This window comes from Pseudomonas sp., assembly GCF_037994325.1.
GTDB lineage: Bacteria > Pseudomonadota > Gammaproteobacteria > Pseudomonadales > Pseudomonadaceae > Aquipseudomonas.
This window is the reverse complement of record NZ_JBBNAH010000376.1, coordinates 1-1,283: the sequence shown is the minus strand read 5'-3', so window position 1 is coordinate 1,283 and position 1,283 is coordinate 1. Positions and strand designations below refer to the sequence as shown.

Annotated in this window: 2 protein-coding genes; both read left to right on the top strand. The window is 58.5% G+C overall.

The window, feature by feature from the left end:
- Positions 1 to 762, top strand: a 762-nt coding sequence (locus tag AAAB16_RS12755; RefSeq protein WP_340663657.1) for an AAA family ATPase, incomplete at its 5' end; no start/stop codon positions are given.
- 24 nt (positions 763 to 786) lie between these two features.
- Positions 787 to 1,283, top strand: a 497-nt coding sequence (locus AAAB16_RS12750; protein WP_340663656.1) for a type VI secretion system tip protein VgrG, incomplete at its 3' end; no start/stop codon positions are given.

Here is a 1,283-nt window from a genome sequence, read left to right as displayed (position 1 = left end):
GCGCTGGCGTTGGCCGAAGCCATGTACGGCGGTGAGCAAAACGTCATCACCATCAATATGAGCGAGTTCCAGGAAGCCCATACCGTGTCCACCCTCAAGGGTGCGCCACCGGGCTATATCGGCTACGGCGAAGGCGGTGTGCTGACCGAGGCGGTGCGGCGCAAACCCTACAGCGTGGTGCTGCTCGACGAAGTGGAAAAAGCCCACCCCGACGTGCATGAGATCTTCTTCCAGGTATTCGACAAAGGTGTGATGGAAGACGGCGAGGGCCGGGTGATCGACTTTAAAAACACCCTGATCTTGCTTACCACCAATGCCGGCACTGAGCTGATTTCCAGCCTGTGCAACGACCCGGAACTGATGCCCGAACCCGACGCCATCGCCAAAGCCCTACGCGAGCCGCTGCTGAAGATTTTCCCGCCGGCCTTGCTGGGTCGTTTGGTGACCATTCCGTACTACCCGCTCAGCGACGAGATGATCAAATCCATCGCCCGCTTGCAGATGGAACGGGTGAAAAAACGCGTTGAAGCCACGCACAAAGTGCCGTTCGAATACGACGACGGCGTGATCGCGCTGATCGCCGAACGCTGCACCGAAACCGAGAGCGGCGGGCGCATGATCGACACCATTTTGACCAACACTTTGCTGCCGGATATGAGCCGCGAATTTCTCACCCGCATGCTCGAAGGCAAGCCGTTGGAAGCGGTGCGTATCAGCCGTGAAGGCAGTAACTTCAAATACGAGTTTGGCCAAGCGGTTTAACGCCTAAGCAGTCGAGATATAGAAATGGCATTAAGCACAAACACACGGCTGGTGCAGGTCGACAGCCCCCTGGGCAGCGACGTACTGGTACTGCGCCAGCTCGACGGCGTAGAAGAGCTGGGGCGGGTGTTCGACTACCGCCTGAACCTGGTCTCGGAAAACACCTCGGTGGCGCTTAACGACCTGTTGGGCAAACCCATGGGCGTGACCATGGAGCTGCAAGACGGCAGCAAGCGCCAGTTCCACGGCATTGTTGCGCGTGCCAGCCAGGGCGCCGGCATTGGCCAGTTTGCCGTGTACAACGTCACGCTCAAGCCGTGGCTGTGGTTGATGTCGCGCACTTCCGACTGCAAGATTTTCCAGAACCGCACGGTGCCGGACATCATCAAGCAGGTGTTCCGCGACCTCGGTTTCTCCGACTTTGAAGACAGCCTGACCCGCAGCTACCGCGAGTGGGACTACTGCGTGCAATACCGCGAAACCAGCTTTGACTTTGTTAGCCGCTTGATGGAACAAGAGGG